The organism is Bradyrhizobium commune (genome assembly GCF_015624505.1).
In the GTDB taxonomy this organism is placed as follows: domain Bacteria; phylum Pseudomonadota; class Alphaproteobacteria; order Rhizobiales; family Xanthobacteraceae; genus Bradyrhizobium; species Bradyrhizobium commune.
This window is the reverse complement of the sequence record NZ_CP061379.1, coordinates 62,778-84,209: the sequence shown is the minus strand read 5'-3', so window position 1 is coordinate 84,209 and position 21,432 is coordinate 62,778. Positions and strand designations below refer to the sequence as shown.

At 64.9% G+C, this 21,432-nt stretch carries 21 protein-coding genes; 8 read left to right on the top strand and 13 right to left on the bottom strand.

Translation table 11 applies throughout. The features are described from left to right. Positions 1-177 precede the first annotated feature (177 nt). From dut to ubiE, 4 genes are read right to left on the bottom strand one after another with little or no spacing between them, the layout of a single operon-like run. Positions 178-636 carry a dUTP diphosphatase gene (dut, locus tag IC761_RS00370; RefSeq protein ID WP_195801356.1) on the bottom strand — a complete coding sequence of 153 codons (459 nt, stop codon included), beginning with the start codon at positions 634-636 and terminating at the stop codon, positions 178-180. Further along, entirely contained in the window at positions 633-2,084 is a 1,452-nt protein-coding gene (coaBC, locus tag IC761_RS00365) for a bifunctional phosphopantothenoylcysteine decarboxylase/phosphopantothenate--cysteine ligase CoaBC (RefSeq protein ID WP_195801355.1), read from the bottom strand. The genes dut and coaBC overlap by 4 nt, the downstream gene beginning before the upstream one ends. Before the next feature lie 56 nt (positions 2,085-2,140). Then, complete coding sequence (gene ubiB / locus IC761_RS00360; protein ID WP_195801354.1) at positions 2,141-3,715, bottom strand: 2-polyprenylphenol 6-hydroxylase; 1,575 nt, start codon at positions 3,713-3,715, stop codon at positions 2,141-2,143. Next, the gene (ubiE, locus tag IC761_RS00355; protein ID WP_195801353.1) at positions 3,712-4,473 is read right to left on the bottom strand and encodes a bifunctional demethylmenaquinone methyltransferase/2-methoxy-6-polyprenyl-1,4-benzoquinol methylase UbiE; all 762 of its coding nucleotides are present in this window, start codon (positions 4,471-4,473) and stop codon (positions 3,712-3,714) included. The genes ubiB and ubiE overlap by 4 nt, the downstream gene beginning before the upstream one ends. 81 nt (positions 4,474-4,554) lie before the next feature. On the opposite strand from ubiE, the gene mutM reads away from it, so the two are divergent. Continuing rightward, the gene (gene mutM / locus IC761_RS00350) at positions 4,555-5,436 is read left to right on the top strand and encodes a bifunctional DNA-formamidopyrimidine glycosylase/DNA-(apurinic or apyrimidinic site) lyase (protein WP_195801352.1); all 882 of its coding nucleotides are present in this window, start codon (positions 4,555-4,557) and stop codon (positions 5,434-5,436) included. A gap of 244 nt (positions 5,437-5,680) precedes the next feature. On the opposite strand, the gene IC761_RS00345 is transcribed toward mutM, so the two are convergent. Further along, a complete protein-coding gene (locus IC761_RS00345) occupies positions 5,681-6,421 on the bottom strand; it encodes a nucleotide-binding protein (RefSeq protein WP_195801351.1) in 741 nt (246 codons plus the stop codon). Positions 6,422-6,659: 238 nt separating this feature from the next. Here IC761_RS00345 and ggt point away from each other — a divergent pair, with 238 nt between their 5' ends. Next, entirely contained in the window at positions 6,660-8,339 is a 1,680-nt protein-coding gene (gene ggt, locus IC761_RS00340; protein WP_195801350.1) for a gamma-glutamyltransferase, read from the top strand. A gap of 3 nt (positions 8,340-8,342) precedes the next feature. On the opposite strand, the gene IC761_RS00335 is transcribed toward ggt, so the two are convergent. After that, positions 8,343-9,704: a serine protease gene (locus tag IC761_RS00335; RefSeq protein WP_195801349.1), complete on the bottom strand. Its 1,362-nt coding sequence runs from the start codon at positions 9,702-9,704 to the stop codon at positions 8,343-8,345. Between the two features lie 91 nt (positions 9,705-9,795). On the opposite strand from IC761_RS00335, the gene IC761_RS00330 reads away from it, so the two are divergent. Further along, on the top strand, positions 9,796-10,599 hold the full coding sequence (locus tag IC761_RS00330) for a HesA/MoeB/ThiF family protein (RefSeq protein ID WP_195801348.1): 804 nt from the start codon (positions 9,796-9,798) through the stop codon (positions 10,597-10,599). Positions 10,600-10,608: 9 nt separating this feature from the next. On the opposite strand, the gene IC761_RS00325 is transcribed toward IC761_RS00330, so the two are convergent. After that, complete coding sequence (locus IC761_RS00325; RefSeq protein WP_195801347.1) at positions 10,609-11,616, bottom strand: aldo/keto reductase; 1,008 nt, start codon at positions 11,614-11,616, stop codon at positions 10,609-10,611. Positions 11,617-11,731: 115 nt separating this feature from the next. Between IC761_RS00325 and IC761_RS00320 the strand changes: the two genes are divergently transcribed. After that, positions 11,732-12,637 carry a LysR family transcriptional regulator gene (locus IC761_RS00320; RefSeq protein WP_195801346.1) on the top strand — a complete coding sequence of 302 codons (906 nt, stop codon included), beginning with the start codon at positions 11,732-11,734 and terminating at the stop codon, positions 12,635-12,637. A gap of 3 nt (positions 12,638-12,640) precedes the next feature. Here IC761_RS00320 and IC761_RS00315 read toward each other — a convergent pair whose 3' ends face one another. Continuing rightward, positions 12,641-13,642, bottom strand: a complete 1,002-nt coding sequence (locus IC761_RS00315) for a 2-hydroxyacid dehydrogenase (protein ID WP_195801345.1) — start codon at positions 13,640-13,642, stop codon at positions 12,641-12,643. A gap of 324 nt (positions 13,643-13,966) precedes the next feature. Here IC761_RS00315 and IC761_RS00310 point away from each other — a divergent pair, with 324 nt between their 5' ends. Continuing rightward, positions 13,967-14,497, top strand: a complete 531-nt coding sequence (locus IC761_RS00310) for an SH3 domain-containing protein (protein WP_195801344.1) — start codon at positions 13,967-13,969, stop codon at positions 14,495-14,497. Positions 14,498-14,645: 148 nt separating this feature from the next. Here IC761_RS00310 and irrA read toward each other — a convergent pair whose 3' ends face one another. Further along, the gene (gene irrA, locus IC761_RS00305) at positions 14,646-15,137 is read right to left on the bottom strand and encodes an iron response transcriptional regulator IrrA (protein WP_195801343.1); all 492 of its coding nucleotides are present in this window, start codon (positions 15,135-15,137) and stop codon (positions 14,646-14,648) included. A 349-nt stretch (positions 15,138-15,486) separates the two neighbouring features. Between irrA and fabA the strand changes: the two genes are divergently transcribed. The 3 genes from fabA to fabI all read left to right on the top strand — a co-directional run bounded on the left by fabA (position 15,487) and on the right by fabI (position 18,220). Then, complete coding sequence (fabA, locus tag IC761_RS00300) at positions 15,487-16,008, top strand: bifunctional 3-hydroxydecanoyl-ACP dehydratase/trans-2-decenoyl-ACP isomerase (RefSeq protein ID WP_195801342.1); 522 nt, start codon at positions 15,487-15,489, stop codon at positions 16,006-16,008. A gap of 40 nt (positions 16,009-16,048) precedes the next feature. Continuing rightward, entirely contained in the window at positions 16,049-17,272 is a 1,224-nt protein-coding gene (gene fabB, locus IC761_RS00295; protein ID WP_195801341.1) for a beta-ketoacyl-ACP synthase I, read from the top strand. A 147-nt stretch (positions 17,273-17,419) separates the two neighbouring features. Beyond that, positions 17,420-18,220 carry an enoyl-ACP reductase FabI gene (gene fabI, locus IC761_RS00290; protein WP_195801340.1) on the top strand — a complete coding sequence of 267 codons (801 nt, stop codon included), beginning with the start codon at positions 17,420-17,422 and terminating at the stop codon, positions 18,218-18,220. 2 nt (positions 18,221-18,222) lie between these two features. Here fabI and IC761_RS00285 read toward each other — a convergent pair whose 3' ends face one another. The 4 genes from IC761_RS00285 to IC761_RS00270 form a co-directional block, all read right to left on the bottom strand. Beyond that, positions 18,223-19,032, bottom strand: a complete 810-nt coding sequence (locus IC761_RS00285) for a hypothetical protein (protein WP_195801339.1) — start codon at positions 19,030-19,032, stop codon at positions 18,223-18,225. Between the two features lie 13 nt (positions 19,033-19,045). Then, complete coding sequence (locus IC761_RS00280; RefSeq protein ID WP_195801338.1) at positions 19,046-19,882, bottom strand: hypothetical protein; 837 nt, start codon at positions 19,880-19,882, stop codon at positions 19,046-19,048. A gap of 105 nt (positions 19,883-19,987) precedes the next feature. Then, positions 19,988-20,437 (bottom strand): GNAT family N-acetyltransferase, encoded by a 450-nt coding sequence (locus IC761_RS00275; RefSeq protein ID WP_195801337.1) that lies wholly within the window; start codon positions 20,435-20,437, stop codon positions 19,988-19,990. A 7-nt stretch (positions 20,438-20,444) separates the two neighbouring features. Then, the gene (locus tag IC761_RS00270) at positions 20,445-21,371 is read right to left on the bottom strand and encodes a hydrogen peroxide-inducible genes activator (protein WP_195801336.1); all 927 of its coding nucleotides are present in this window, start codon (positions 21,369-21,371) and stop codon (positions 20,445-20,447) included. Positions 21,372-21,432 lie beyond the last annotated feature (61 nt).

The following is a 21,432-nucleotide window of genomic DNA, read 5'->3' as shown; positions in this document are numbered from 1 at the left end:
GATCTGCCGTGCATTAGCCACGATGACGGTGCGCACCCTCCCCCGCTTGCGGGGGAGGGTTGGGGAGAGGGTGTCTCCGCAACGGGACAATCCCCCAGAGGAAAGAACCCTCACCCGCGTCGCTTCGCGTCGCGACCTCTCCCGCAAGTGGGAGAGGTGCACCAATGCTCAGTTCGGCTAACGGCCGGTCGAGCCGAAGCCGCCGGCGCCGCGATCGGTCGATGACAGCGTGGCTACGGGAACCAGCGCGGCCTGCACCACGGGTGCGATCACCATCTGGGCGATGCGTTCGCCGCGCTTGATCACAAAGGGCGTGGCGCCGTGATTGATCAGGATCACCTTGATCTCGCCGCGGTAGTCGGCGTCGATCGTGCCGGGCGTGTTCAGCACGGTGACGCCGTGTTTTGCCGCAAGCCCGGAGCGCGGGCGTACCTGCGCTTCGTGTCCGGGCGGCAGCGCGATCGCAAGTCCCGTTGGCACCAGCGCATATTGGCCTGATGCGAGCGTCATCGGCTCGCCCTCCGGCACCGCCGCCATCAAATCGAGGCCGGCGGCCTCCGCGGTCTGATAGGCCGGCAGGGGCAGACCTTCCGCGTGGGGCAGAACCTGCAATTCGACCGTGACTTTGCTGCTCAAGATGCCGGCTCCCGGGATTTCTCGGTCACGCTCTTTGCAACATGCGCGACCAGTTCGATGGCGACCTGTTCCTTGGTCATCACCGGCCAGGAATCAACTGCAATCTCGCCGTCCTTCACACCGTTCTTGCGGCTTATCAAATGCACGGTGTTGCGATCGCCGCCCATCACGCCGGTGGCCGGCGAGACGTCGTTGGCGACGATCCAGTCGCAGCCCTTGCGCGCAAGCTTGGTCTTGGCGTTGTCGATCAGGTGCTCGGTCTCGGCGGCAAAGCCGATCACCAGCGGCGGGCGCCGGTCGGTCAGCTTCGAGATGGTGGCGAGAATGTCGGGGTTCTCGACCAACTGAAGCGGCGGCATGCCGGCCGAGGTCTTCTTCAGCTTCTGCTCGCCCTCGTTGGCGACCCGCCAGTCGGCAACCGCGGCGGCGAAGATTGCGATGTCGGCGGGAAGCGCGGCCTGGACCTGCTCCAGCATCTGCCGTGCCGATTCCACGTGCTTCACCGTGACGCCGTCGGGGTCGTCGAGATCGACCGGACCGCTCACCAAAATCACCTCGGCGCCTGCGGCCTGCGCGGCGGCGGCAATGGCAAAGCCCTGCTTGCCGGAGGAGCGGTTGGCGATGTAGCGCACCGGGTCGATCGGCTCATGCGTCGGCCCTGCGGTGATCAGCACGCGCTTGCCGGCGAGCGGCCGCGGCACCGGCGGCCGCAGCAGTCGCTCGGCAGCGGCCGCGATCTCGACCGCTTCGGACATGCGGCCGACGCCGGCTTCGCCAGCTTCGGCCATCTCGCCGGAATTCGGTCCGATCAGCACCACGCCGTCACGCTGAAGCTGCGCGACGTTGCGCTTGGTTGCGGCGTTGTTCCACATCAGCGGATTCATCGCCGGCGCCAACAGGATCTTCCGGTTGGTCGCAAGCAGGATGGCGCTGGCGAGATCGTCGGCATGGCCGTTGGCCATTTTCGCCATCAGGTCGGCGGTCGCGGGCGCCACCACGATCAGGTCGCAGTCGCGCGCCAGCCGAATGTGGCCGGCGTCGAACTCGCTCTGCGGATCGAACAGGTCGGCGTATACGCGCTCATGGGAGAGCGCGCTCACGGCGAGCGGCGTGACGAATTGCTGCGCCGCCTTGGTCAGGACGCAGCGGACCTCGATGCGGCGCTCCTTCAACCGGCGGATCAGGTCCAGCGATTTATAGGCCGCAATTCCGCCGCCGATGATCAGGGTGACGCTGGCCTCGGCGACGGCGCCGGTGCGCTGGGGCGCCGGCGCACCGGATGTAGCCGGCGGCGCCGAAAACGGCGTCAGCGGCTCCTCACGGCCCTCGATCAGCTCCCGCAGGATGACCCGGACCTCTTCCTCGACCGACCTGTGGTTCTTGGCCGAGCGCAGCCGCAGATAGGTTTTGACGTTCTCGTCGAGCTTGCGGATGGTCAGGCTCGCCATGACGCTCTCCAGAACGGAATGATAGCGATGCTATCAAATCTATGATTGCAGTGCAATCATAGATTCCGAACGGCGATCAGGATTCCGATGAAGGTCGCGGCGATGATCCAGAGCGCCACGGTGCGCCAGCGGTTCTTGCGGCCCTCGGTTCGACCCATCGCCGCGATGCTCTCCGGCGACAGCCGCAGGCCCTCACGCGTCATGGTCTCGAGCTGCTCCAGCACCGCGACCGAGCGCGCCGCGATATCCGGGAGACGCATCAGGATGCGTCCGAGATCGCCGCCGCCGGACAGCGCGCCCTGCACCCGGCCGACCGGCCCGAGATTGCGCTCGATCCACTCACGCACCACGGGGTCGGCAACCTTCCAGATGTCGAGCTTGGGATCAAAGCCGCGCGCCACGCCCTCGACCACCACCATGGTCTTCTGGAGCAGGATCAGCTCGGGCCGCGTCGTCATGTCGAACAGGCCGGTGACCTCGAGCAGCAGCGTCAAGAGCCGCGCCATCGAGATCTCTTCCGCCGTGCGATTGTGGATCGGCTCGCCGATTGCGCGGATCGCTTGCGCGAAATTCTCGACCGAATGATGCGCGGGCACGTAGCCCGCCTCGAAATGCACCTCGGCGACGCGGCGATAGTCGCGGGTGATGAAGCCGAGCAGGATCTCGGCGAGGAAGCGCCGCTCCTTCATGCCGAGCCGGCCCATGATGCCGAAATCGACCGCGACGAGCCGGCCGGCATCATCCAGGAACAGATTGCCCGGATGCATGTCGGCGTGGAAGAAGCCGTCGCGCAGCGCGTGGCGCAGAAAGCTCTGGATCACCTTGCGGCCGAGATCGGGCAAATCGACCTTCGCCTCTGCGAGGCGCTTGTGGTCGTTCAGCGCGATGCCGTCGATCCATTCCATCGTCAGCACGTTGTGCGTGGTGCGGTCCCAGTCGACGGTCGGCACGCGGAAATCCGGATCGCCCTGCGTGTTCTCCGCCATCTCCGACAGCGCAGCTGCTTCCAGCCGCAGGTCCATCTCCATCGCGACCGAGCGCGACATGGTGTTGATGACTTCGACGAGGCGCAGCCGCCGCGCTTCGGACGAATAGGTCTCGGCCTTGTCCGCGACGAAGAAGAAATCGGAAAGATCGCGGCGGAAGCGCGAGGCCACGTTCGGCCTGAGCACCTTGACCGCGACAGCCTTGCGGACGCCGTCGCGCTCCACTTCGCCACGATGCACCTGAGCGATCGAGGCCGCTGCGACAGGCGCACTGAGACTTGCGAACACGTCTTTCAGCGGGCGCTCCAGCGAGGTCGCAATTGCCGCTTCCGCTTCGTCCTGTGGAAACGGCGGCAGGCGATCCTGAAGGCTTTCGAGGTCGCGCGCCATGTTGAAGCCGACGACATCAGGGCGCGTCGCCAGGAATTGGCCGAGCTTGAGATAGGCCGGGCCCATCCGTGTCAGCGCGCGCGAGATCCGTGGTCCCTGCTTGTCGCCACGGCGTTCGACGATACGCGCAAGCTTCAGAGCAAGCTGTCCGGGCGGCGGCACCAGGCTCGGGTCGACGGCACCGAACACGCCCTCGCGCGCAAACACGAACGCGGCGCGGATCAGGCGCGAAATGTGGGTGATGGCAGAGATCACAAACGCCAGCCCGAATGCAGTGCGACAATGCCGCCGGTCAGGGTCTGCCAGCTGACGCGGGAAAAGCCGGCGTCGCGGATCATGTCGGCGAAGGTGTTCGGCTTTGGAAACTTGCGGATCGATTCGACCAGATATTGGTAGGATTCGGCATCGCCCGTGACCATGCGGCCGAGCGGCGGGATCACCTTGAACGAGAACAGATCATAGAGCTTGTCGAGGCCGGGCATCTCGACGGTGGAGAATTCGAGACACAGGAAGCGGCTGCCCGGCTTCAGCACGCGATAGGCCTCGCGCAGCGCAAGGTCGATCTGCGGCACATTGCGAATGCCGAAAGCGATCGTATATGCGTCGAAGCTGCGGTCGGCGAAGGCGAGCGCTTCGGCATTGCCTTCGACGAAATCGACCTGGGTTTCGAGATGGCGCTTGGCGGCGCGCTCGCGGCCCACGGCGAGCATGTCGGAATTGATGTCGCAGACCGTGGCATGGAAGCGGGGGCCCGCCGCCTTGGCGGCGCGGAACGAGATGTCGCCGGTGCCGCCGGCAACGTCGAGCAGCGCGAACGGCCGGTCGCTTTTGGGCGGCGCCAGCGCGGTGATCATGATGTCCTTCCAGACCCGGTGCAGGCCACCGGACATCAAATCGTTCATCAAATCATAGCGCGACGCCACGCTGCGAAATACATCGTTCACCAGCGTCTGCTTGTCCCCCAGGGGAACGTCTTTGAAGCCAAAATGCGTGGTTTCGCCCGGCCGATCCATTACTCTACTCCACGACGCCGACCATAGCGCGGCCGCCGCAATGGCGCTATCACACCGCCCTCATAAGGTGAATGCCTGACCATGCCTGAATTGCCCGAAGTCGAGACCGTCCGCCGCGGCCTTCAGCCGGTCATGGAGGGCGCGAAAATCGTCGTCGCGGAGGCCCGCCGGCCGGATTTGCGCTTTCCCTTCCAGCCCGATTTCGTGGCCCGGCTCCAGGGGCAGATCGTCACGGGGCTTGGCCGCCGTGCAAAATATCTCATGGCCGATCTCGGCTCCGGTGACGTTCTGTTGATGCATCTGGGCATGTCGGGCTCGTTCCGCGTCATCAAGCCGGATGACGAGGCCGCGCCGGGCGAGTTTCACTATCCTAAGGGAAAGGACTCCACGCACGACCACGTGCTGTTTCGGATGTCCTCGGGTGCCGACATCGTCTTCAACGACCCGCGCCGCTTCGGTTACATGAAAGTGATCGCGCGCAATGCGCTCGACGAGGAGCCATTGCTGCGCGGCCTTGGCCCCGAGCCGCTCGGCAACGAATTCGACGCCGCGATGCTGGCGCACGCCTGCGAGGGCAAGACCACGAGTCTGAAGGCCGCGCTGCTCGACCAGCGCGTCGTGGCGGGGCTCGGCAACATCTATGTCTGCGAAGCGCTGCACCGCTCGCATCTGTCGCCGCGTCGCATTGCCGCGACGCTGTCGACCAGGAAGGGCGAACCAACGGACCATGCGAAGAGGTTGGTCGGTGCCATCCACACCGTGCTGAACGATGCGATCAAGGCCGGTGGCTCGTCGCTGCGCGACCATCGCCAGACCTCGGGCGAGCTCGGCTATTTCCAGCACTCGTTCAGGGTCTATGACCGTGAAGGCGAGACATGCACGACGCCACGCTGCGGCGGCACCGTGAAGCGCTTCACCCAGAACGGCCGCTCGACCTTCTGGTGCCCGAAATGCCAGAAATGAGCGGTGATGCGCGCGCGTAGCCGTTTTGCTTGATAAGTCAGATGCCTGCGCGCCGTCGCCCGGCGCCTTGGCAGCAAACGGTTCTACTGTGCATGGGGTTGTTTTCGACATTTTTGCGCGAAGGCGCCTGCCGTCGTCAAAACGCGAAGCGAAGCAATCCGGCCGGGCTGGTGGCCGGATTGCTTCGTCGCTGGGGCCCTGCCGGATGGTGGAGGGCCCTCTGTCGTCCGAGCGATCGCCCCGCTCAGGACGCCAGGGTCGTGGTCTCGTTCGCGGCCTGTTCGGCGACGACTTGCAGCATGCCCTCGGCAGCCGAGATGACCTGGTCGATCAGCACATTGGTGGCCGAGATGTTGAGCCGGGTCTCGATCCACTGCCAGAGGCTGCGGATCTCCTCGGTCGACTTGCCGTTCGGCGCGAACTCGCTGACGGCGAGACCGCTTGCGAGCGAGTCCTGGTGGTCGTTGCGCATCGCGATCAGCGGGCGCGCGAGCACCTCGGCGAGATCGAGGGCGGCTTCCTCGGCAAGCGTGTTGGCGGCGTTGTCGATGCGCTGGCCGCGGATCGGCGTCTGGTTCAGCACGAAGCCAAAGGGCCGCTTCCAGGCCCGCGCGACGCTGAGCGTGGAGACGGTCGCCTCGATGTCGGCGACGCTCGGGCGGGCCGGGATCAGGCAGAGATCGGAATGGCGGATCGCGGCGGTGGTCGCGGCGGACAGGCCGGCCGCGGTGTCGACGATCGCGAGCTGGAGGCCGCTGTCGGCCAGCATCTTCAGCCGCGGCGCGATGTCGGCCGCGTGATAGATCGGCTCGACCACGAGATCATCGGAGGTGCGGCGGCGCTGCCAGTTGGACAGGGTGCCCTGCGGGTCGGTCTCGATCAGGCGGACGGTGAAGCCGGCCTGCTTGGCCGCCAGCGCGAGGCCGATGGCGAGGGTGCTTTTGCCACTGCCACCCTTTTGGGTGGCCAGTACGATCGTGTGCATCGAAGATAGATCCTTTGGAGTGCTTGGGTCAGGGAAACGCCACGCGAACGTGCATCGTTTGCGATGCTGAGCTCTTCTCGCTCAGGACGTGCCTTGCCCGATCCAAAGGGATCGCGGATGTCCGAATCAGCAGTCACGATGATGGCAGAATCGGGAATGCCAGCTAATCCGTACCATTACTGGACCCGTAATCGTGCGTGTGATGTGCTCGCCGCCGTGAATAAAGGGAGCAAGCGGCATGAGCGGAAACTGGCGCGACCGGACGGCAACGAGCTTTGAATGCCAGAAGATGCCGGCGGTCTCGAGCCGCGGCATGGTGGTCAGCAACCACCCTTTGGCCTCCAGCGCCGGCGCCGAGATGCTGGCGGCCGGCGGCAACGCCATCGATGCCGCGATCGCGACCCTGTTCACGCTGACCGTGGTCGAGCCGATGATGGTCGGCATCATCGGCGGCGGCATGGCCCATATCCGGCTCGCCGACGGCAGCCATCGCGTCATCGACGGCCAGAGCACGGTGCCCGCGGCGGTCCGAGACACCACCTACACGTCCAGGCCCGGCTCGGCCCACGACGTGTTCGACACCGTCGGCAATGAGAACCTCAATGGTCCGAAAGCGGTTGCGACGCCCGGCTCGCTCAAGGCCTGGTGCGAGACGCTGCGCCGGTTCGGCACCATGAGCCTCGCCGACGTCATGCAGCCTGCGATCAAGCACGCCGCGCGCGGCTACGCGGCGACGCCATACCTGCACGAATGCATCAGCGAGAGCGCGGCGGAGATGCGCAAGGACAAGGCGATCGCGGCGATCTTCCTGCCGAACGGCGCGCCCCTGAAGATCGGCGAGCGGGTGGTGCAGGCCGAATATGCCGAGACGCTCCGCAGCATCGCCGATCACGGCGAGAAGGCGCTGTACGAGGGGCCGCTCGGCGACATCCTGGTCGACTATATGGAGAACACCGGCGGCTTCATCCGTCGCAACGATCTCACCAATTACAAGACCGTCGAGCGGCAGCCGATCCGTGCCGACTATCGCGGCTGGACCATCTTTGGCCCGCCGCCGCCCGCCGCCTCCGGCGTGCACATCGCGCAGATGCTGAACATCCTGGAAGGCTACGACATCGGCAGCCTCGGCTTCGGCACGCCTGAGACGATCCACTTTCTCGCAGAAGTCCTGAAGATCGCCTTCGCCGATCGCGCCGCGGCCAGCGGCGATCCCGACTATGTCGGCGTGCCCGTGGAGCGGCTGACCTCGAAGGCCTATGCCGAAGAGCGCCGCCGCGCGATCGATCCGGCGCGGGCGCAGGCCTGGGGCGCCGGCGTGTCGCAGCTCGAGGGCGCAGACACCACGCACATGACGGCGGCAGACGCCTTCGGCAACGTGGTCGCGACCACGCAGACCATCAACAATCTCTTTGGCGCCAAGATCATGATCCCGGGGCTCGGCGCCGTCGCCAACAATTACATGAACCTGTTCGATCCCCGTCCCGGCCATGCGCTGTCGCTGGCGCCGGGCAAGCGTGTCACCACCTCGATGTCGCCGATGATGGCGCTTCGTGACGGCAAGCTGCGCTATGCGCTCGGGCTACCCGGCGGAAAGCGCATCTTCCCGAGCGCGATGCAGGCGTTCGTCAACCTGATTGACCACGGCATGAGCTTGCAGGAAGCCGTCGAAGCGCCACGGGTCTGGACCGAAGGCAATGCGCTCGAGGTCGAGCAGAAAATGCCGGAGGCCGTGCGCGCAAAACTCGAGAAGCTCGGCCACAAGGTCCAGCCGGTCGCGACAGTTGCCGGCGGCATGAACGGCATCGCCTTCCACGATGACGGCACCATGACCGGCGCCGCCTGCTGGCGCGCGGACGGCACGCCGGTCGGGATATCCGGCGGTCTCGCCAAGAGCGGGGTGCGGTTCAGGTTGAGCTGATCGTCATTTCCGAACGCAGATCACGCGCACCGCGGCCGCCTTCGTATCCGTTGAGTTGCCGTTCGCGGTGACGCCGTTCGCCTTCAGGAAATCGCGCACGGTCTCTGCCGAGACCATCACGGCTTGTGAGGTCGGCACGGCCGTCGCCGGCCCCGCAACCATGGCCGGCTTCAGCAATGCAATGCCGCCAAACTTGCCGTCGCCATCGATCGCAGGGCTACCGGAGAAGCCGACCGCCGGCGGCGGCGACAGAGCGGAATCGCTTGACGTCACCGGTGCCAGCGCCGCCTTGACGCTCGACACGCCCGCGGCGCCGCCCTGGCTCTGGGGATCGGCGATGCCGACGACATCGACACTGGTTTTCGCCGCGCCGCCCGTGAGGCTCAGCGGCTTCAATCCGCGCGCGCCATAGATGTGCAGCAGCGCGAGATCGTGCTCCTTGTCCTCAGCGAGCCGGTCGGCACTGCCGTAACCGCCGATCGTGATCGCGAGGCATGAATCGGTGACGAGACGATCCGTGACGATCGCGCCATCGTCGCTGACGACGATGCCGGTGCCATATTCGACGGTCTTGCGCGGCGCAGGCCCGGCTTGCGGCCCAGATGGAAACGCATTGAACGCGCTCGACATCGCGATCACGACCGGCTCGACCGTGTTCTCGGTCGCTTGGTCGTACAGGATCGTCATGATGCGGACCTCGTCGCCCTTGAAGGTGCCGCGCACGTAAAACTTCTTCAGACCTTGAAGCCCCGACAGGACGAAGAAATCGGGCTTCACCACAGTGTAGTCGACCTTGCGGCCCGCCGGCTCCTTCTTCTCCGCTTCGGCGAGCTTTGCGGTGGTCGGGCTCGCCTCCTTGCGGCGGCTGAGCAGCACCTGCACCGTGCCGGTTGGCGAGGTCCATTTCGAGCCGTTGGCGTCGGTCGCCTGATTCGGCACCAGTTTTGCGGGAATGCCGAGCCGCGCGCCGCTGGTCATCTCGGTCACGATTTTCCAGCCGACATTGTCCTGCTTCCGCCGTGCGGTCTCGGCGAGCGCGGCGCGCTCCTGCGGATTGAGCACGCCGGTTGGCTTGCCGCCCTTGCTCTTCTGGTACTCCTTGATCGCGTCGACCATGCGGGAACTGACGTCGCCGGTGATCGCGCCGTTATATTCGCCGACCCAGGCGAGGTCGGACTGGAGCGACAGTCGTTCGGCTTGCGCCATCGCATCTGCGGTCTCCGACGGCGTCTGCAAGGCCGGCGGGCGGATCGGAACGGTCTGGACCAGCTTCGGCTTGGCGCCGGGGAGCTGCGGCGCCGTCATCTGGGCGTTGGCAGCCGTGGCAGCCACAAACATCAGTGTTGCCGCAAGCATCGATCTCATGACAAATCCAGCCAGCCCATTGAACGCGCTGCCATTGAAGCACATCTCGTTGGTCGCGAACAATGTTGGGGTGGTTCAGGAGTCAAAGAGCGTGCTCAGCCCGGACGAACTCGAACGCTATGCCCGCCATATCGTGCTGCGCGATGTCGGCGGTCCCGGCCAGGCCGCGCTGAAGCGGGCCTCCGTGCTGGTGATCGGCGCCGGTGGGCTTGGCGCGCCCGCGCTGATGTATCTGGCTGCCGCCGGCATCGGCACGCTCGGCGTGGTCGATGACGACGTCGTGTCGCTGTCAAATCTCCAGCGCCAGGTGATCCACACCACGCCCGACATCGGCCGGCACAAGGTCGAGAGCGCCGCCGAGCGCATCGCGGAGCTCAATCCGCATGTGCGCTTCGTCGGCCACGCCACCTGGCTCAACGCCGACAACGCGATGAGCCTGATCGGCGACTACGATCTCGTGCTCGACGGCTCCGACAATTTCTCGACGCGCTATCTGGTCTCGGATGCCTGCTTCTTCGCGAAGCGGCCGCTGATCACGGCGGCGCTCGGCACTTTCGACGGCTCGCTCACCACCATTCGCGCGCATGAGACCAACGAGCAGGGCGTGTTCAATCCGACCTATCGCTGCCTGTTTCCGGACGCGCCGCCGCCGGGCACCGTGCCGGCCTGCGCCGAGGCCGGCGTCATGGGCGCGCTTGCGGGCGTGATGGGCTCGATGATGGCGCTGGAGGCGATCCGCGAGATCGTCGGTTTCGGCGACGGCCTCATCGGCCGCCTCCTGATGATCGATGCGCGCGCGATGCGCTTCGAGACGTTGCGCTATGCGCGCGATCCAGCCAATCCGCTCAACGGCGATGGGCCTGTGATCACCGATCTCAGCGCCCATCGCGACTGATTGCTGCCGTTACCTCGTGGCCGGCTTCTCGCTGTCGAGATGCGCCATCTGCTCGGCCGCGTAGCGCATGCCGGCGGCGACGTTTGGCGGGAAGGCTTTTGCCAGCGCCGCGAGATGGGCTGGCGTCAGCGTCACCTTGGTCGCGCCAAGCGCCTCGGTGAGACGGGCGCGGGTCTTGGCGCCGATCAGCGGCACGATCTCCTTGCCTTGCGCGGCCACCCAGGCGATTGCGACCTGCGCCGGCGTCGCGCCGATCTCGGCGGCAATCGCGCGCAGCTGCTCCACCAGCGCGAGATTGGCGTCAAGGTTCGCGCCCTGGAAGCGCGGCGTCATCAGCCGGTAGTCCTTGCCGGTCTTGCCGCTCTCCTTCGACCAATGGCCGCTGATCAGGCCGCGCGCCAGCACGCCGTAAGCCGTGATGGCGATGCCGAGCTCGCGGCAGGTCTTCAGGATGTCGCGCTCGATGCCGCGCTCGATCAGCGAATATTCGATCTGGAGATCGACGATCGGGTGCACCGCGTGCGCACGGCGGATCGTGTCGGAGCCGACCTCGGACAGGCCGATATGCCTGATGTAACCGGCCTTCACCATCTCGGCGATGCCGCCGATCGTCTCCTCGATGGGAATGCTCGGATCGAGACGCGCCGGGCGGTAGACGTCGATATGGTCGGTGCCGAGACGTTGCAGCGAATAGGCGAGAAAGTTCTTCATCGCGGCCGGTCTTGTATCCATGCCGGCGAACTCGCCGGCAGGGCCGCGCAGTGCGCCGAACTTGACGCTGATCTGCACTTTTTCGCGCGGCACTTCTTTCAGCGCTTCGCGCACCAGCATCTCGTTGTGGCCCATCGCGTAGAAATCGCCGGTGTCGAGCAGCGTGATGCCGGCATCGAGCGCGGCATGGATCGTGGCGATGCTCTCGCCGCGATCGGCTGGACCATAGGCGTCCGACATCGCCATGCAGCCGAGACCGAGGGCGGAGACGTTGGGACCGGTTGAACCGAGCTTTCGCTGTTCCATGATGGCTCTCCTCAAGACGGCGCCGATTGCGCCGCGTGACGAGGGCACATATGCGCTCGTCAGATTGCCGCGATAAGCTGGACAATCCGGAATGGCTTGTTCAACATACCGAACAATGGCTGATCCTGATTTGCGCGATCTCGACGCCTTCGTGGCGGTCGCCCGCACCCGCAGTTTTCGCCGCGCCGCGGTCGAAATTCGCGTGTCGGTGTCGAGCCTTAGCCAGCGGCTGCGCGATCTCGAGGAGCGCCTCGGCGTCCGCCTCATGAACCGCACCACCCGCAGCGTCGCCCTGACCGAGGCGGGCGAGCTCTTGCTGTCGCGCGTCGCTCCGGCCCTGCGTGACGTCGGCGATGCCCTCGATCAAGTCCGCGGCCTGCGGGAGGTCGCCTCCGGCCGCCTGCGCATCAATGCGCCGCCGCCGGCCGTCGACCTGGTGCTGGCGCCGATGGCCGGCCCGTTTCTGGCGGCGCATCCGCAGGTCGATCTCGACATCGTGTCCGAAAGCGGCTTCGTCGACATCGTCAGCGCGGGCTTCGATGCCGGCGTGCGCTATGGCGAGCATCTCGCGCAGGACATGGTGGCGGTGCCGCTGAGCGGCCCGCAGCACTATGTCATCGTCGCCTCTCCGGCTTACGTCGCACGTCGCGGCAAGCCCAAGCATCCGAAAGATCTGCTCGAGCATGACTGCATCCGCGCGCGCTACTCGAGCGGTGTCATGCATGATTGGGAGTTCGAGAAGGCCGGCCAGATCATGAAGGTCGATCCGCCGGCAAAGCTGATCTCGACCAATATGGGCCTTGCGATGCGGGCCGCGCTCGACGGCGTCGGCATCTGGGCGAGCATCGATGGTTACGTGGGTGAAGCCCTGAAATCGGGCGCGCTGGTCAGCTTGATGGAAGATTGGTGCGAGCCGTTTCCGGGCCCGTTCCTGTACTATCCGAGCCGGCGCCAGGTGCCGCCCGCGCTACGCGCCTTCATCGACTTCGTCGCCGATTGGCGCAAACGCAAGAAACTCTAGAACCTAGAGCATGCTCGGCAGCACGCGGTCCGGCGGCTTGTGGGCGTCGAGGAAGGTGCGGATGTTGATGATCACCTTCTCGCCCATCTCGACGCGGCCCTCGATCGTGGCCGAGCCCATATGCGGCAGCAGCGTCACCTTGCCGGCCTTGGCGAGCCGCACCAGCTTTGGATTGACCGCGGGCTCGTGCTCATAGACGTCGAGACCGGCGCCGCCGATCTCGCCGCCTTCGATCAGCTTGATCAGCGTGTCCTCGTCGGTGACCTCGCCGCGCGCGGTGTTGACGATGTAGGCGTCTTTCCGGATCAGCTTCAGCCGCCGTGCCGAGAGCAGGTGATAGGTCGCCGGCGTGTGCGGACAGTTCACCGAGATGATGTCCATCCGCGCCAGCATCTGGTCGAGGCTCTCCCAATAGGTCGCGCCCAGCTCTTCGGCGATCTTCGGCGCGACGGGCCGGCGGTTGTGATAGTGGATCTGGAGGCCGAAGGCGCGGGCGCGGCGCGCGACCGCTTGTCCAATGCGGCCCATGCCGATGATGCCGAGGCGTTTGCCGCCGATGCGGTGGCCGAGCATCCAGGTCGGCGACCAGCCGGCCCAGGGCTTTCCTTCGGTCAGCACCGAGGCGCCCTCGATCATGCGGCGCGGCACGGCCAGGATCAGCGCCATGGTCATGTCGGCGGTGTCTTCGGTCAAAACCTTCGGCGTGTTGGTGACGGTGATGCCGCGGGCATGCGCAGCCTCGACGTCGATATTGTCGACGCCGTTGCCGAAATTCGCGATCAGGCGGAGCTTGCAGTCGGGTTGATTGACGATGTCGGCGGTGATGTGGTCGGTGACGGTTGGAACCAGCACGTCGGCACTGCGCGCGGCTTCCGCGAGCTGATCGGCCGACATCGGCGTGTCGTCGAGATTGATGCGCGCGTCGAACAGCTCGCGCATCCGCGTCTCGATCGAATCCGGCAGCTTGCGCGTGACGACGACGAGGGGCTTTTTCTTCACCGACATGTCCTGCTCTCATGAGGTATCGCAGGCCGCCTCTGTCGCCAAAGGCCGGCCGTTCAGGCCTCATTAACCCGGTTGTTCGACACTGCCCTTGCCGTGTCGTCCCCGGCGTTTCCTCCAAGCGCACCCGAGATTTCCGGCCGGAAAATCGGGGCAAACTGGTTGTTCAGATGTCCGTCCTCTCTAGCAGAAGGCCGGGCCAAGACAAGAACCACGGGTTTGGCTTTGCGGAACACCCGCGTGGGGCGGGACAGGGGTGATGCGGCAGGGTTTTGGAGTTCGGGGTGAGGAGCCGGCCTGGCCGGGTCCTCGACAGGAGACGGGTTGATGGCGTTGGGGCGTTTTTGTTCGGTGATGGCGCTCGTTTGCACCTGGTTGAGCGCCTCGGTCAGCCCCGGGCATTCCGCCAAGGAAGCCACACCCCAGACCGCCAGCGGCCTCCCGGTGCCGCGCTATGTCAGCCTCAAATCGGATCACGTGAACGTCCGCGCTGGCCCGACCAAGGACAATGATGTGGCCTGGGTCTACACCCGCGCCGGCCTGCCGGTCGAAATCACCGCCGAGTACGAGAACTGGCGCCGGGTGCGCGATTCCGAAGGTGCCGAAGGCTGGGTCTATCACTCGCTGCTGTCGGGCCGCCGCACTGCGGTGGTCACCATGAAGCACAAGGACGATCTTGCGCCGATCTATGACCGCGCCGATCCCGACAGCGCGGTGGCCGCAAAGCTCCAGGCCGGCGTCGTCACGCAGGTGAAAAAATGCACCACGAACTGGTGCCACGTCACCGGCAGCGGTTTTGACGGCTGGATCCAGCAGGAACGTCTGTGGGGCGTCTACGCCGACGAGCAGGTGAACTGACCGGTTGTCGTCCCGGCGCAGGCCGGGACCCATAACCACAGGCAGAAATTTGACGATGACTGGGAATTACCCAGTCTTCCTGCGGTACTGACAGCTGTGCCAATGGAAAAATCACGCGATATGGGTCCCGACCTGCGCCGGGACGACGCTAGCGCTTCTTGCGCAGGCGCACGACCATGTCGATGCGCGCGATCTCGTAGCCCTCCGGCACCTCCGGCATCCTGGACAGCGCCAGATGCGGATCCTCGATGTCGACCAGCTCATGGCTGTTCTCGAGGTAATAATGGTGGTGGGTGGTGACGTTGGTGTCGAAATAGGTCTTGGTGCCGTCGACGCTGACCTGACGCAGCAGGCCGGCATCGGTCAGCTGATTCAGCGTATTGTAGACGGTCGCGAGCGAGACCGGCACCTTGGCCAGCGTCGCTTCCTCGTAGAGCATTTCAGCGGTGAGGTGGCGCGCACCCTTGCCGAACAGAAGCCAGCCCAGCGCCATGCGCTGACGGGTCGGGCGCAGGCCGGCGGACTGGAGCATTTCGTTGACGTCGTGCCAAGGGCAGCCGGTCAAGGCCGGCTGGCGGCCAGGCAGAAGGGCCGCCGCATGGGCGTCTTCGTCGTGATGGGTGGCGTTGTTTTCGCTCATTTCCAGAATTCGGGCACGCGTGAACACTATCTGTCTGCGATATATATGGAGAGATAGATGCAGATGCAAGTTTCTCGCAACTAGAGTGGTTCTAATCAGCCGAGGAACCCGGCGGGCGCCCCGTCATTTTACCTTCATGAGACGGCTTTGCCACCCGAAATGCCTGTGTTAGAGAGCGCCCGGTTCCGCTTACCCGATTTTGGCGCCAGCCGGGCATTGAGGCTCGGTCCGCAGTCCACGCGGCTCTCGGTCTTCGCGTCTGACGAGGCAATGGCGTTGCTTCCGAGCAGAACGCGGCCCATTTTTGCCAGAAACGCCGCTCAATCGGGGTTCAAACAGAGGCTTCCGCATGCTGAACAGGCGCAACGGTTACGAATACGAAGATCTGCTGGCGTGTGCCCGCGGCGAGATGTTCGGCCCCGGCAATGCCCAACTGCCGCTGCCGCCGATGCTCATGTTCGACCGCATCACGGAAATCTCCGAGACCGGCGGCGAATTCGGCAAGGGCGTGGTGCGCGCCGAGCTCGACGTGAAGGCCGACCTCTGGTTCTTCGGCTGCCATTTCAAGAACGATCCTGTCATGCCTGGCTGTCTGGGCCTCGATGCGCTGTGGCAAATGGTCGGCTTTTATCTGGGCTGGATCGGCGGCGAAGGTCGCGGCCGCGCGCTTGGCCTGAGCGAGCTGAAGTTCGGCGGCCAGGTGCTGCCCGAGGCCCGCAAGGTTGTGTACAACGTCGACATGAAGCGCGTGATGCGCTCAAAGCTGGTGCTCGGCATCGCCGACGGGTGGCTTTCGGTCGACGACCAGATTATTTATCGCGCGAAGGATCTGAAGGTCGGCCTGTTCAAGCAAGGCACGAGCCTGGGCTAACGCGCATCACCAAGAAGACAACGACATAGGCGAGGCTGTCATGAGGCGGGTTGTGGTCACCGGGATGGGCATCGTCTCGTCGATCGGAAACAACACCCAGGAAGTGCTTGCGAGCCTTCACGAGGCGAAGTCGGGCATTTCGCGGGCTGAGAAATATGCCGAGCTCGGCTTCCGGTCGCAGGTCCAAGGTGCGCCGACGATTGATCCTGCGACAATCGTCGACCGGCGTGCGATGCGCTTCCTCGGCCAGGGTGCCGGCTGGAATCACATCGCGATGGAGCAGGCGATCCAGGACTCTGGTCTTTCGCCTGACGAAGTCTCCAACATCCGCACCGGCATCATCATGGGCTCCGGCGGACCGTCCGCGCGGACCATCGTCGAGGCCGCCGACATCACCCGAACCAAGGGACCGAAGCGCGTCGGTCCGTTTGCAGTGCCGAAGGCGATGTCGTCCACGGCGTCGGCGACGCTTGCCACATGGTTCAAGATCAAGGGCGTGAACTATTCGATCTCCTCGGCCTGCGCGACGTCGAACCATTGCGTCGGCAATGCCTATGAGACGATCCAGATTGGCAAGCAGGACGTCATCTTCGCCGGCGGTTGTGAGGAACTGGACTGGTCGCTGTCGGTGCTGTTCGACGCCATGGGCGCGATGTCGTCCAAGTACAACGATACGCCCGCCACCGCCTCCCGTCCCTACGACGTCAACCGCGACGGCTTCGTCATCGCCGGCGGCGCCGGTGTGCTGGTGCTGGAAGAGCTCGAGCATGCCAAGGCGCGCGGTGCGCGCATCTACGGCGAGATCGTCGGCTACGGCGCGACGTCGGACGGCTACGACATGGTCGCGCCGTCAGGCGAGGGCGCCGAGCGCTGCATGCGCATGGCGATGTCGACGGTGAAGACCAAGGTTGACTACATCAACCCGCATGCCACCTCGACCCCGGCCGGCGATCCGCCGGAGATCGACGCGCTCCGTCGCGTGTTCGGCGCCGCTGAGAAGTGTCCGCCGATCTCGGCGACCAAGGCGCTGACCGGCCACTCCCTGGGCGCGACCGGCGTGCAGGAAGCGATCTATTCGCTGCTGATGATGAACAACGGCTTCATCTGCGAGAGCGCGCACATCCAGGAGCTCGATCCGGTGTTCGCCGACATGCCGATCGTGCGCAAGCGCATCGACAACGTCAAGATCGGCACCGTGCTGTCGAACTCGTTCGGCTTCGGCGGCACCAACGCCACGCTGGTGTTCAGCCGGCTGGATGTGTGACGGCGTCGCTGGCGTCGCTGACGCATCGTTGATTTTCTCGTCATGGCCGGGCTTGTCCCGGCCATCCACGTCTTAGCCTGAGGTTTCGAAGGGCGTGGATGCCCGGGACAAGCCCGGGCATGACGAAGAGCGGAAGGTGGTCGTGAGATGGAGGGACTGATGAAGGGCAAGCGCGGTCTGATCATGGGCATCGCCAATGATCACTCGATTGCCTGGGGCATGGCCAAGACGCTGCATGCCCACGGCGCCGAGCTCGCCTTCACCTTCCAGGGCGAGGCTTTGGGCAAGCGCGTCAAGCCGCTCGCCGAGTCTCTCGACGTGGAACTGGTGCTGCCTTGCGACGTCGAGGACATTGCCAGCGTCGATGCCACGTTCGACGTCTTGCGCGAAAAATGGGGCAAGCTCGATTTCGTCATCCACGCGATCGGTTTCGCCGACAAGAACGAGCTGAAGGGACGCTACGCCGACACCAGCCGCGACAATTTCTCGCGCACCATGGTGATCTCCTGCTTCTCGTTCACGGAAGTGGCGAAACGCGCCGCCGAGCTGATGCCGCAGGGCGGCAGCATGATCACGCTGACCTTCGGCGCCTCGATGCGCGCGATGCCGAACTACAACGTGATGGGTGTCGCGAAGGCAGCGCTGGAAGCCTCCGTGCGCTATCTCGCCGCCGATTTCGGACCGCGCGGCATCCGTGTCAACGCGATCTCGGCGGGGCCCGTGCGCACGCTTGCCGGCTCCGGCATCGGCGAGGCGCGTGCGATGTTCGCGTTCCAGCAAAAGCACTCGCCGCTCGGCCGCGGCGTCACGCTCGATGAACTCGGCGGCTCCGCGCTGTATCTCCTGTCGGATCTCTCCGGTGGCGTAACCGGCGAGATCCACTATGTCGACAGTGGCTATAATATCATCTTGATGCCGAAGCCGGACGACCTGAAGGCGCCAGACTAGCGTCAGCGCTGCGGTGCTCGTTGCAGCAAGCCTGGCAGCGTCTTGTCGAGGCTCTTCGTCAGCATCATGCGTACGCCATCGCGCAGCACAGCGTTGTTGACTACGTCCGCCGGCTTTTCAGGAAACATCGCGCGGTCCAGCTCGGTTGACGGGCCGCCAAGCGGGTTGTGCATCACGCGCTCCGTAAACGTGTCCTCGGTCATCAGGGCCGGAGCCTCCTTGATCAACGCGAAGGTCGCGCCGTCATAGACCCTGACGTACATCATGGCGAAGAGGTGCACGGGTCCATTGAGAGGGTACTGCGAGATTCCAATGCCGAATTCGCGCTGAGTTCCGCCATGCCTGTGCACGACGACATAGCGCTCACACCGGACCTTCGTTGCAAGAAGCCGCACGAAGTCCTTGATGTCAGACGCGATGCGGTAAGAAGCAAATAGACGCGGCTGGTCACGACCTCCGGACTTGAGCTCGTCCTTCGTGAAGGGAATCCTCCTCACGGAGCTGCCCGGTGCAGCGGCGCGAACGCGCGAGACGACAAGGTCGTCGAGCGCCCATGCCGCAACCGAGACCCGCGAATATCTATCCAGGGAGGTGATGGGCCCGAATTTTTCGACCATGAAGACAATGCCGGCGATCGGAATCACGCCGATCTGGCACGGGCCGCTCTCAATCGGTGCGCTTGGCGGGACCGTTGCCGGCTTCCTGACCGCGGGCTTGATCAGCGCTGCCTTCGGCGCCGGTTGCACCTGCCCGCCTGTCGGCGACAGCAGTGCATACGATACCAGTGCGGCAGCGAGCAGGTTTATCGTCACACGTCAGCGCGCCTCACTGCGCGAAATAGGGCGGCAGGATCTTGTCTAGCCGCTGTGTCAGGAAATCGCGAATGTTGTCCCGCAGGGCCGTGTTGTTGGCGGCGTCGGATGCCGCAACCGGATACAGGGAGTCGTCCACTTTGCGCAGATGTTCGTCTAGCCCGAAGCCGTCAGCCATATGCTTCATGACGCCTTCCAACGTCACACCAGGCCCCTTCCTGATTTCAAAGGTCTGGCCGTCGAGCACGGTCACGCCGACATAGGCGTACAGAAACGAATAGCTGATGGGACCGACACCACGATGGAGAATGCCGAGTCCCCGGAGCGGCTGATTGGTCCCGGGCAGCAGCCCCTCGCTGCGCGTGACGACGACATATCGTTCGCAGCCCGCATTGCCCGCGATCTGGCGGATCAGGTTCGACAGCTCTTCGCGCTCGTTGCGAAACAGGCTGGGCTTCGGGTGATAATAGGCGTCGAACGCGCCTTTGGCGTAGGCGATTCGTCGGATCGGTGTGGTTCCCGCCATCGCACGCACACGTGCGAAAACAAGATCGTCAAGTCCCCAGGACACCGGCACTTCCGCATATTCGTTGCCGAACACGGTGAGGCCGATCGTTTCGACGACGAACGGGTCCTGGGTTGCCGCGATCACGCCGACGCTGCAAGGACCGGCAGCCGTTTGTTCTGCGGGTTTGGCGAGCGATGACTTCGGCTTCGCTGGTTTCTTGGCCACCGGCTTTGCCGGTGCCGCAGCTTGAGCGGGAGGCGCGGTGGGTGCGGGAGAGGTTTGCGCGGCTGCCGGCGTTAAAAAGAACAGCAGGGCGATTACCGGGACTGCAAATCGAACCATGAATTCCAGGAGATCACAGGCAGGAGGATATTGGATGCGCCACACTAAGTGGGGATCATGACAACCGCAAGCTGCGTCCGGCCAACGCTACCTATCGGCGTCCAGCTACCGCTTCCACCGGTAGCACTTCATCATGAAGCCCGTTGCCGTCGCGATCTCTTCCCGCTCGAACACAAAGCCTTCGCGCTCGTACCAGCGCCAGGCCTTTTCGTTCTCGCGGACGCAGCGCAGGACGATTTCGTCGGGCAATTGCGTGCGCGTGAAGGCGAGCAATTGCCGGCCGAGCGATTGGCCCTGATAGGCTGGGGCGACGAAGAGCTGGTCGAGATAGAGTTTTGGCAGATGTAGCGCCAGCATGGCGGCGATCGTGCCGTTGTCGTCGGCGACGAACAGGCTTACGCCGTCTTCGATCTCGCGCCGCAGGCGCGCGCGCAGGTTCGCCAGCAGGAAGTGGCTTGCCTCGGCGAGCCCGGTCGAGACCCAGCTCTCCATCCAGACGCGGGCGATCTCGTCGTATTCGTGAGGCGCGGCGGGGCGGATGATCAGATGCGGCATCGGGGGCTCAGGCCCGCTGGTTGCGCGCGGCCTGCCGCGGCCGCGCCTTGCCGGCCGACAGGCACACCACTTCGGAGATTTGCAGGAGTTGCCGCGCCAGCGGGCTGGTCTTGCGCCAGACCATGCCGATGGTGCGCGACGGCTCCGGATCGCGGAAGCGCGACAGCGAAACCGAGGCCGATCGGGTCTCCACCGACACCGCCATCTCCGGAATCAAGGTGACGCCGATGCCGGCGCTGACCATCTGGACCAGCGTCGAGAGCGAATTCGCGTCCAGCATCTCGCGCGGGGGTGCCGATTGCATGTTGCAGAAGGAGAGCGCCTGGTCGCGGAAGCAGTGTCCCTCCTCGAGCAGCAGCAGCCGCATCTCCCGCATCATCTCGCGTGACGGCGCCGGCGTTCCCGCATCCGTGCCCGGCCGCACCAGCAAAAATTTCTCCTCGAACAGGGCGACCTCGGTGAGCGAGGGCTCTGACACAGGCAGCGCGACGATGGCGGTGTCGAGCCGGCCTTCCACGAGCTCCTGAATCAGCCGCGGCGTCATGGTCTCGCGCACGCGGATGTCGAGCTCCGGATGCATGCGCGTGAGATTCTTGGTGATCTTGGGCAGCAGATAGGGCGCGATCGTCGGAATCATGCCGATCCGCAGGCGGCCCGCAAAGCGGTCCTGCGAGGCGCGGGCGAAATCGCCGAGCTCATCGACCGAGCGCAGGATGTCGCGGACGCGCTGCGCGAGTTCCTCGCCAAACCGTGTCAGCGCGACTTGTCGGGCGCTGCGCTCGAGCAGCAGTCCGCCGAGCGCCTCCTCCAGTTCCTTGATCTGCATCGACAGTGCCGGCTGCGAGATGGAACAGGCTTCCGCCGCGCGTCCGAAATGACCATGGCGCGCCAACGCGTCGAAATACCGCAGCTGGCGCAGCGTCAGATTGATCATCAGAAAATCCTATCGCAGCGATCACTAAAGTCAACTTCCCCTGATCGAACGTGGCGCTTAG

What these genes read in the sequence shown, in the direction of transcription:
- coaBC (WP_195801355.1), bottom strand. Translation starts at nt 2,084, where the DNA reads ATGGCGAGCCTGACCATCCGCAAGCTCGACGAGAACGTCAAAACCTAT.
- ubiE (WP_195801353.1), bottom strand. Translation starts at nt 4,473, where the DNA reads ATGGATCGGCCGGGCGAAACCACGCATTTTGGCTTCAAAGACGTTCCC.
- mutM (WP_195801352.1), top strand. Translation starts at nt 4,555, where the DNA reads ATGCCTGAATTGCCCGAAGTCGAGACCGTCCGCCGCGGCCTTCAGCCG.
- IC761_RS00345 (WP_195801351.1), bottom strand. Translation starts at nt 6,421, where the DNA reads ATGCACACGATCGTACTGGCCACCCAAAAGGGTGGCAGTGGCAAAAGC.
- ggt (WP_195801350.1), top strand. Translation starts at nt 6,660, where the DNA reads ATGAGCGGAAACTGGCGCGACCGGACGGCAACGAGCTTTGAATGCCAG.
- IC761_RS00335 (WP_195801349.1), bottom strand. Translation starts at nt 9,704, where the DNA reads ATGAGATCGATGCTTGCGGCAACACTGATGTTTGTGGCTGCCACGGCT.
- IC761_RS00325 (WP_195801347.1), bottom strand. Translation starts at nt 11,616, where the DNA reads ATGGAACAGCGAAAGCTCGGTTCAACCGGTCCCAACGTCTCCGCCCTC.
- IC761_RS00320 (WP_195801346.1), top strand. Translation starts at nt 11,732, where the DNA reads ATGGCTGATCCTGATTTGCGCGATCTCGACGCCTTCGTGGCGGTCGCC.
- IC761_RS00315 (WP_195801345.1), bottom strand. Translation starts at nt 13,642, where the DNA reads ATGTCGGTGAAGAAAAAGCCCCTCGTCGTCGTCACGCGCAAGCTGCCG.
- IC761_RS00310 (WP_195801344.1), top strand. Translation starts at nt 13,967, where the DNA reads ATGGCGTTGGGGCGTTTTTGTTCGGTGATGGCGCTCGTTTGCACCTGG.
- irrA (WP_195801343.1), bottom strand. Translation starts at nt 15,137, where the DNA reads ATGAGCGAAAACAACGCCACCCATCACGACGAAGACGCCCATGCGGCG.
- fabA (WP_195801342.1), top strand. Translation starts at nt 15,487, where the DNA reads ATGCTGAACAGGCGCAACGGTTACGAATACGAAGATCTGCTGGCGTGT.
- fabB (WP_195801341.1), top strand. Translation starts at nt 16,049, where the DNA reads ATGAGGCGGGTTGTGGTCACCGGGATGGGCATCGTCTCGTCGATCGGA.
- fabI (WP_195801340.1), top strand. Translation starts at nt 17,420, where the DNA reads ATGGAGGGACTGATGAAGGGCAAGCGCGGTCTGATCATGGGCATCGCC.
- IC761_RS00280 (WP_195801338.1), bottom strand. Translation starts at nt 19,882, where the DNA reads ATGGTTCGATTTGCAGTCCCGGTAATCGCCCTGCTGTTCTTTTTAACG.
- IC761_RS00275 (WP_195801337.1), bottom strand. Translation starts at nt 20,437, where the DNA reads ATGCCGCATCTGATCATCCGCCCCGCCGCGCCTCACGAATACGACGAG.
- IC761_RS00270 (WP_195801336.1), bottom strand. Translation starts at nt 21,371, where the DNA reads ATGATCAATCTGACGCTGCGCCAGCTGCGGTATTTCGACGCGTTGGCG.